The organism is Nocardia lijiangensis NBRC 108240 (genome assembly GCF_001613045.1).
Taxonomy (GTDB): domain Bacteria; phylum Actinomycetota; class Actinomycetes; order Mycobacteriales; family Mycobacteriaceae; genus Nocardia; species Nocardia lijiangensis.
Window position 1 is genome coordinate 1 of sequence record NZ_BDBP01000171.1, and the last position, 7056, is coordinate 7056.

The following is a 7056-nucleotide window of genomic DNA, read 5'->3' on the forward strand; positions in this document are numbered from 1 at the left end:
CGCAGCTGTCCGCGCTGGCCGAACCGGCCGAGGCGGCGGGGGTGCGGGTCGCGTTCGAGACCCGCGGCACGGCCCGTGCGCTCGCACCGACCGTCGAGATGGTCGCCTACCGGATCGTCCAGGAGGCGCTCACCAACGTCGCCAAGCACGCACGGGCCACCAGCGCCACGGTGTGGCTGGACTACGGCGCCGATCGGCTGATCGTGCGCGTCACCGACGATGGTCGCGGAACCTCGGATGCCGCAGCGGGTTTCGGCATCCGAGGCATGGTCGAGCGAGCCGAGGCGGTCGGGGGTTCGCTGCGGACGCTCGGCACGGACGGAGGTTTCGCCGTCACCGCCGAACTGCCGATTCCGGAGGCGCCCGAAGAGATCGGTGCGGTGGCTGATTCGCTGCGAGCCGACGGCGAGCCGAGCGAGACCACCGGAGTCGCTTCGTGATCCGGGTGCTGCTCGCCGACGACCAAGCTCTGGTGCGCGGCGCGTTCGCGCTGCTGGTCGCCTCGGCACCCGATATGACGGTGGTGGGGGAGGCCGCGACCGGGCGCGAGGCGGTGGCAACGGCCCGTACGGAACGGGCCGACGTGGTGGTGATGGACATCCGCATGCCCGATCTCGACGGTATCGCCGCGACCGCGTCGATCGCCGCCGACGAGAACCTCGCGGGTGTCCGGGTGCTGGTGCTCACCACCTACGACACCGACGACAACGTGCTCGCTGCCCTGCGCGCGGGCGCGAGCGGATTCCTCATCAAGGACACCAAGCCCGCCGCGCTGCTGGACGCGATCCGCACGGTGGCGGCCGGGGAAGCGCTGCTGTCGCCGAGCGCCACCGCCGCGGTCATCGCGCGGGTCAGGGCCGCGCCGGATCCCGCGCCGCGCCCGACGTTGGGCGCACTCACCGATCGCGAACTCGATGTGCTCGTCCTCGTCGCGCGCGGTCTGACCAACGCCGAGATCGCCGAGACCCTGGTGCTCAGTCCGTTGACCGTGAAGACGCACGTCAGCCGGATCCTGGCGAAACTGCTTGCCCGCGATCGAGTCCAGCTCGTCATCGCGGCCTACGAGGCGGGGCTCGTTACACCCGCCACGTGAGAAGCGCTGCGGTGCACGGAATCTCGTGGCACTCTCCCGTGGGACCGTGCGCCGCATCTCGTGGCTTGCCCGTCGGTTGTGCGGGCGGTGCGCCGAGTGTCGTGGCGCTTGCCCGTGGTTGTGCGGACAGTGCGCCGAATCTCGCACCGCTGCCGGTCAGTTGTCGGGGACAGGGGCGTCGTCCGGTCCGGGGACGACGGTCTCGATGTACTCCGGCAGCAGCGGGCTCACCGCGAAGTGGCCTGCCACGGCATCGGCGGGCAAGGCTTCGACCGCGCGGATGCCGTTGACCGAGGCGAGGTTTCGAAGTTCCGGCAGGGTGCCGCGGACGACCAGGCCGACCGTGCAGGCGCATCCGGCCCGCAGGCGGGACATGGAGACCGTCATGACCCGCGGGTAGCGCTCGTCGATCGCGCCGGTGCGCTCCAGCTGGTCCTGTATCTGCCACGCGGCCGCGTCGGCGGACGCCACGGCCACCGCGTCGCCCGCGGGCACCGCCACCGAGACCAGCGGCGTCTGCACGCCCGGGATCGGAACGCGGTGCAGCACTTGCCCGATGCGCAGTCCGCCGCTGTGCGCGGGAATCGCCTGTGGCGTTATCGGTTCGGTGAACGACACCAGCGCCCAGTGCGGTTCGGTGTCGGCGCCCGAGAGCGAATCTCGGGCTCGAACGAGGTAGCCGGCGACCGGCTCGGCGCGGTCCGGGCCGAGCCGGTCGGTGCCGACACCGAGTTCGCGCGGCGGATTCAGCACACCGAGCACGGCCATGAACACGACGACACCGACCGCCAGCGCCCCGGCGAGAGCACCGCGAAGCATCCGCTCCCGTCGGCCGCGGGGGCGCTCCTCGTCCTCGGCGTCCACGCGATCCGATGCCGCGCGACCCTGGTGCTCCTCTGCGACAGGGTCCTGCGGTCGTCCGGAATCGACGTCGCCCTCGCCTGCGGTCTCTCGCTCCGGGTGCGCTCCGGCAGCGGGGTTCTCGGGCCCGTCGGCGGCCGCGTCGCCCTCGCGACGCTTCCCACCGGACCCGGGCCGATCACGCATTGCGCAGGACGTCCAGCGCGTTCTTCAGATCGTCCGGGTACTCGCTGGTGATCTCCAGCCAGCGTCCGTCGGCGGGATGGTGGAAGCCGAGGGAGCGGGCGTGCAGCCACTGCCGGGACAGGCCGAGGCGTTCGGCCAGGCGCGGGTCGGCGCCGTAGGTGAGGTCACCGCAGCAGGGGTGCCGGATCGCCGAGAAGTGCACGCGAATCTGGTGGGTGCGGCCGGTCTCCAGGTGGATGTCGAGCAGGCTTGCGGCCTGGAACGCCTCGACGGTGTCGTAGTGGGTGACGCTGGGCCGTCCGTCGGCGGTGACCGCGAACTTCCAGTCGTTGCCGCGGGCGCGGCCGATGGGGGCGTCGATGGTGCCGCTGCTGGGATCCGGATGTCCCTGCACCAGCGCGTGATAGCGCTTGTCCACGGTGCGCTGCTTGAACGCCCGCTTGAGCACCGTGTAGGCGTGCTCGGACTGGGCGACCACCATCACACCGGAGGTTCCGACGTCGAGCCGGTGCACGATGCCCTGGCGTTCGTGCGCGCCGGAGGTGGAGATCCGGTACCCGGCGGCGGCCAGTCCGCCGACCACGGTCGGGCCGGTCCAGCCGACGCCGGTGTGCGCGGCGACGCCGACCGGCTTGTCCACCGCGACGATGTCGTCGTCGGCGTAGAGGATCTTCATGCCCTCCACCGGCTCGGCCTCGATGGTGAGTTCGCGCTTGGGCTCGGGGAATTCGACCTCCAGCCAAGCGCCCGCGACGAGCCGGTCGGACTTGCCCGCCGGGATGCCGTCCAGCTGTACCGAGCCCTCGGCGGTGAGCGCCGCCACCGCGGTGCGTGACAGCCCGAGCAGCCGGGACAGGCCCGCGTCGACCCGCATGCCGTCGAGTCCGTCGGGCACCGGCATGGTCCTGGTCTCTCTCATGCCGCGTTCTCCTCTCCGGTGCCGCCCGGCTCGTTCTTCTTCGGCTCGTCCTTCGTCGTTTCGGTCTCGGCGGGCGGTTCGGCCTGCGCCGTCGAGGCCTGCTCTTCATCGGCCGCGCCGTGCCCGGTCCGGGTGCCGTCGGGTTCGAAACCGAACACCGTCAGCACCACGAGCAGGATCGCGCCGCAGACGATCGCCGAGTCCGCCACATTGAACACCGGCCACCAGCCGATCGCGACGAAGTCGACGACGTGGCCCTGCAGCGGTCCCGGCGCGCGGAACAGCCGGTCGATCAGGTTGCCGAGCGCGCCGCCGAGCACCATGCCGAGGCCGATCGCCCACCACAGTGAGCGCAGCGTGCGGCCGATGCGGATCACTCCGATCACCACGGCCGCCGCGACCAGCGTCAGCAGCCAGGTCATGCCGGTGGCCATCGAGAACGCGGCGCCCGGATTGCGCACCAGGGTGAAGCGGGCGAAATCGCCGACGAGGTACACCGGCTCGCCCGGCTCGAGGTTGGCGACCGCGATCGTCTTGGTGAGCAGGTCGAGGCAGAACAACACCGCGGCGATGATCAGCAGGGTCCGCAGCCGTAGCGGCTGGGTCGTCTGCTGCGCTGGGTCGGAGGGGTTGTCCTCGGGCGGCCGGTCGTCACTCACGCGATCATCATCTCTCGAGCGCCGTACGCGCCGCGCCGCGCCTCCTCGCGGCGTGTTCGAAACGCGCTCGGCGGCGCGCGACGCGAATGTCCCAGCTGACACTCAGGAAGCGGTCGTATCGTGTTGCTCGTGACCGTGTTGTCTTCTTCTCACCTGCCCCGCTTCGCGCGTTCGAGTGTGCTGCTCGTCGTGCTCGCGGTGGGGCTTTCCGCGTTCGGTGTCGGCTGCGGCGACGACGCCGAGGCGCCCGCGGCCACCGAAGGCACCGAGCCGCTCGGCATCGGCAAGGAAGTGACCGTGCCGATCACGGCCTCGGCCGCCACGCTCATCGAGCCCGGCGCCGAGCCGCGCGAAGTGCTGCGGCCGCATTTCGTCGTCGGGACCGACCAGCGAGTGACGCTGCGCACCGACCACCGCATCGAGCAGCAGATCAACGATCAGCCCAAGCGCGACTTCTCGACGCCCGCGCTGACCATTCCGATGACCGCCGAGACCAGCGCCGAGGGCGTCGACCTCGTCATCGGCGCGGTGTCCACCCCCGACCCGCTGCTGAACAAGGCGCTCACCGCCGCCGACGGCTCGCACGCCGGCTTCGACTTCAGCGACGACGGCGCCATCACCGCGCTGCGGCTCGCGCCGTCGCCGGACACCTCCAACGCCGCCCGCGCCGCGCTGGAGCAGGCGTTCTACCAGGCCGTGTATCGCTCGATCATGTTCCCCGACGAACCGGTCGGCGAGGGCGCGGTGTGGACCGTGCACCAGGAGGTGACCGGTGGCGTGACGCTCGACCAGGTCACCACCGCGACGCTGACCGAGCGCGACGGCGACCGGCTCACCATCGAGCTGAACGTGCGGCAGACGCCGAAATCCTCGGAGTGGTCGCTACCGAACAACGCGGGCACCCTCGACATCGAGGACTACGTGATGCAGGGCACCGGGACCATCACCGTCGACCTCGGCCTGCCGTTGCCGGTGGCCGGGTCCATCACCGTCGGCGGGCACCAGGCCTACCGGGATCCGCGCAGCGCGAGCATGTTGCAGCAGACCATCACCACGCAGGTGTCGTGGGCGGAGTGAGGCGCGCGCTGCTGTCGGCGGTGGCGGGCGCGGTCGTCGTCGCGGGCTGCGGTTCGGAGGAGGAGAAGCATCCGTCCCTTCCCGCGTTGCCGCCGCTCGGTCCCGTGGTGGCCGCCGCGCCGGTGACCGGTTCGCCGACAACCGATCCGGGCGAGCTGACGCGGCGCCTGCTCGGTCCCGCCGACCTGCCCGGCATGACGCCGGTGCCCGATCCCCGCGGTCCGGGACAGGCCGAGCCTGCCGGGCCGACGGCCGAGACGCGGCCCGCCCAGTGCGCGCGGGTGCTGTTGCCGCTGGCCGAGCAGGACACCGATCCGCTGACCTGGAATACCGTCGCCTACAACGGCCCGAACTTCTCCAGCATCGATATCGATGCCGCGAGTTATTCGCCGGAGAAATTGGCGGCGGCCTTTTCCACGGTGCAGCAGACATTGCGCGAATGCACCGTATATTCCGGTAACGACGCAGACGGGACGGCGATCGAATACCGGCTCGGCGGTCTGTATCAACCGCCCGCAGGCGACGCCTCGACGGCGTTCGAACTCCGTACGAGCAGCGCGGGGTTCACCCTGATCTCGCTCGTCTCGATTGTTCAGGTCGGTTCGGTATTGGCGCAGGTCACCATTACCGCGCCGGAGTCGGTGGAGCCCGCGGCGCTGACCGATCTGACGGCCGATCAGGTGGCCAGGCTGCGCGGCGTCGCCGGGCCGTGAGACCGGAGACGAGATCTTTCGGCCGATCGGGCGATTTCGGGGCTTTTCGGTAATAGGCTCGCCCTATCCGACAAACGCCTCGACCGGAGGTCTCCCATGTCCGATGTGAAACCCATCCCCGACGGATATCCGGCGGTGTCGCCGGGCCTGGCGATCGACGGCGCCGCGGCCGCGATCGATTTCTACAAGCAGGTGTTCGGCGCCGCGGAGCGGATGCGCATGCCGCGCCCCGACGGCAAGATCGCGCACTGCGAGCTGACGCTCGGTGATTCGGTCATCATGCTCGGTGATCCGGCGCCGGACATGGAATTCTTCGATCCCAAGACGGTGGGCGGCACACCCGTCAACATCTACGTCTACGTCGAGGACGCCGACGCGTCCTTCGCCGCGGCCCTCGCGGGCGGCGCCAGGGAACTGACCCCGATGACCACCCAGTTCTACGGCGATCGCAGCGGCGCGTTCGAAGACCCGTGGGGACACCGCTGGACGGTGGCCACCCACGTGGAAGACATCTCCCCCGAGGAGATGGACCGGCGCATGGCGGAGATGTTCGGCGACGACTGAGTTCATCCGGCGACGACCGAATCACCCTCCACCCGAACAGTTCTGGACGCCAGCGGACGCTGGGCGGGACCGGCGACGACCGAGCCGTCGAGACCGAACTTGCTGCCGTGGCAGGCGCAGTTGACGGTGCCGCCCGCCACCTCGCGAACCCGGCAGCCCGCGTGCGTACAGGTGCTGTCCAGGCCGACGAAGACGCCCGCGCTCGGCTGCGTGACCACGGTGTCCCCGGCGATCACGCCGCCGCCGACGGGCACGTCGGCGGTCTTGGCGAGGACCGTCGGGCCACCGGACCGCGCGGCGGGCGCGGGGGCGGACGCCGCCGTGGCGTTGTCGCCGGAGCCGCCGCACGCCGCGAGTGCGGTGGCGGCCGCGGCGAGTGCTCCGGCTCCCGCCACCACGGTGCGGCGGTCCAGCACCCGATTGTCGTTGTCCATGTCGACCTCCGTTCGAACGATGATGTCGTCGGCTCCCGAAATCGGCCGGTGCCGGGAAGTGCCGCGAGCCGCGGATCCCCGGTCTGTGGCGGCGAATTCGGTGGCGCCGCAGCGAGGTCGAGCTCTGCGTCGCCCGAAATCGCCGTTCGCACTGATCACGTCATGGGGTGGGCGACGGTTCAATCGCCGGGGCGCGAGCGGCCATCCTTGCCGTTGCTCGCGGAGCACGCTCGCGGGACGAGAGGGCCTCGACGGCAGCGGGTTTCCCTTCGAGGGGGACGGCCGTGGTTCGCCGTGCCCACGGCAACAGGAGAATCCCGAGGGTCATCCGGCGCGTACCGCCTGCCGGATCGAGACGTCGGCGATCACCCGGTCGAGGGTGATGGTCTGCATGTGGCACCCCTTCGTGTCTACTACAGGGCATAGTAGACACGAAGGGGGCATTCGGGAAAGATCTTTCGACGGCCCGTGGCGGCGTACCCGATCCCCCTCATGCGACCGGGTACGCCGCTCCCGGCGGGTTCAGCTGCGCGCGATGGCCTCGAAAACC

The 7056-nt window shown here is 70.7% G+C and carries 9 protein-coding genes; 5 read left to right on the forward strand and 4 right to left on the reverse strand.

Annotation, left to right across the window (positions count from 1 at the left end):
- Together NL1_RS35130 and NL1_RS35135 are read left to right on the forward strand one after the other, a co-directional pair.
- The coding region (locus tag NL1_RS35130) for a sensor histidine kinase (RefSeq protein WP_339379981.1) at positions 1-440 on the forward strand (440 nt) is incomplete at its 5' end.
- Entirely contained in the window at positions 437-1093 is a 657-nt protein-coding gene (locus NL1_RS35135; protein WP_067849073.1) for a response regulator, read from the forward strand. The genes NL1_RS35130 and NL1_RS35135, both read left to right, overlap by 4 nt.
- A gap of 156 nt (positions 1094-1249) precedes the next feature.
- Here the strand turns inward: NL1_RS35135 and NL1_RS35140 are convergent, their stop codons facing one another.
- From NL1_RS35140 to lspA, 3 genes are read right to left on the reverse strand one after another with little or no spacing between them, the layout of a single operon-like run.
- A complete protein-coding gene (locus NL1_RS35140; protein WP_307624407.1) occupies positions 1250-2140 on the reverse strand; it encodes a hypothetical protein in 891 nt (296 codons plus the stop codon).
- Positions 2133-3059, reverse strand: a complete 927-nt coding sequence (locus NL1_RS35145; protein ID WP_067849076.1) for an RluA family pseudouridine synthase — start codon at positions 3057-3059, stop codon at positions 2133-2135. Before NL1_RS35145 ends, NL1_RS35140 begins: the two co-directional genes overlap by 8 nt.
- Positions 3056-3718 (reverse strand): signal peptidase II, encoded by a 663-nt coding sequence (gene lspA / locus NL1_RS35150; protein WP_084511420.1) that lies wholly within the window; start codon positions 3716-3718, stop codon positions 3056-3058. Before lspA ends, NL1_RS35145 begins: the two co-directional genes overlap by 4 nt.
- A 135-nt stretch (positions 3719-3853) precedes the next feature.
- Here lspA and NL1_RS35155 point away from each other — a divergent pair, with 135 nt between their 5' ends.
- The 3 genes from NL1_RS35155 to NL1_RS35165 all read left to right on the forward strand — a co-directional run bounded on the left by NL1_RS35155 (position 3854) and on the right by NL1_RS35165 (position 6072).
- Entirely contained in the window at positions 3854-4795 is a 942-nt protein-coding gene (locus tag NL1_RS35155; RefSeq protein WP_156095198.1) for a hypothetical protein, read from the forward strand.
- Positions 4783-5508 (forward strand): sensor domain-containing protein, encoded by a 726-nt coding sequence (locus NL1_RS35160; protein ID WP_067849082.1) that lies wholly within the window; start codon positions 4783-4785, stop codon positions 5506-5508. Before NL1_RS35155 ends, NL1_RS35160 begins: the two co-directional genes overlap by 13 nt.
- 96 nt (positions 5509-5604) lie before the next feature.
- Positions 5605-6072, forward strand: a complete 468-nt coding sequence (locus tag NL1_RS35165; protein ID WP_067849084.1) for a VOC family protein — start codon at positions 5605-5607, stop codon at positions 6070-6072.
- Positions 6073-6074: 2 nt separating this feature from the next.
- Here the strand turns inward: NL1_RS35165 and NL1_RS35170 are convergent, their stop codons facing one another.
- The gene (locus tag NL1_RS35170; RefSeq protein ID WP_067849091.1) at positions 6075-6506 is read right to left on the reverse strand and encodes a QcrA and Rieske domain-containing protein; all 432 of its coding nucleotides are present in this window, start codon (positions 6504-6506) and stop codon (positions 6075-6077) included.
- Positions 6507-7056 lie beyond the last annotated feature (550 nt).

Coding starts and splice junctions, on each gene's coding strand:
- NL1_RS35140 (WP_307624407.1), bottom strand. CDS start 2,140: ATGCGTGATCGGCCCGGGTCCGGTGGGAAGCGTCGCGAGGGCGACGCG.
- NL1_RS35145 (WP_067849076.1), bottom strand. CDS start 3,059: ATGAGAGAGACCAGGACCATGCCGGTGCCCGACGGACTCGACGGCATG.
- NL1_RS35165 (WP_067849084.1), top strand. CDS start 5,605: ATGTCCGATGTGAAACCCATCCCCGACGGATATCCGGCGGTGTCGCCG.
- NL1_RS35170 (WP_067849091.1), bottom strand. CDS start 6,506: ATGGACAACGACAATCGGGTGCTGGACCGCCGCACCGTGGTGGCGGGA.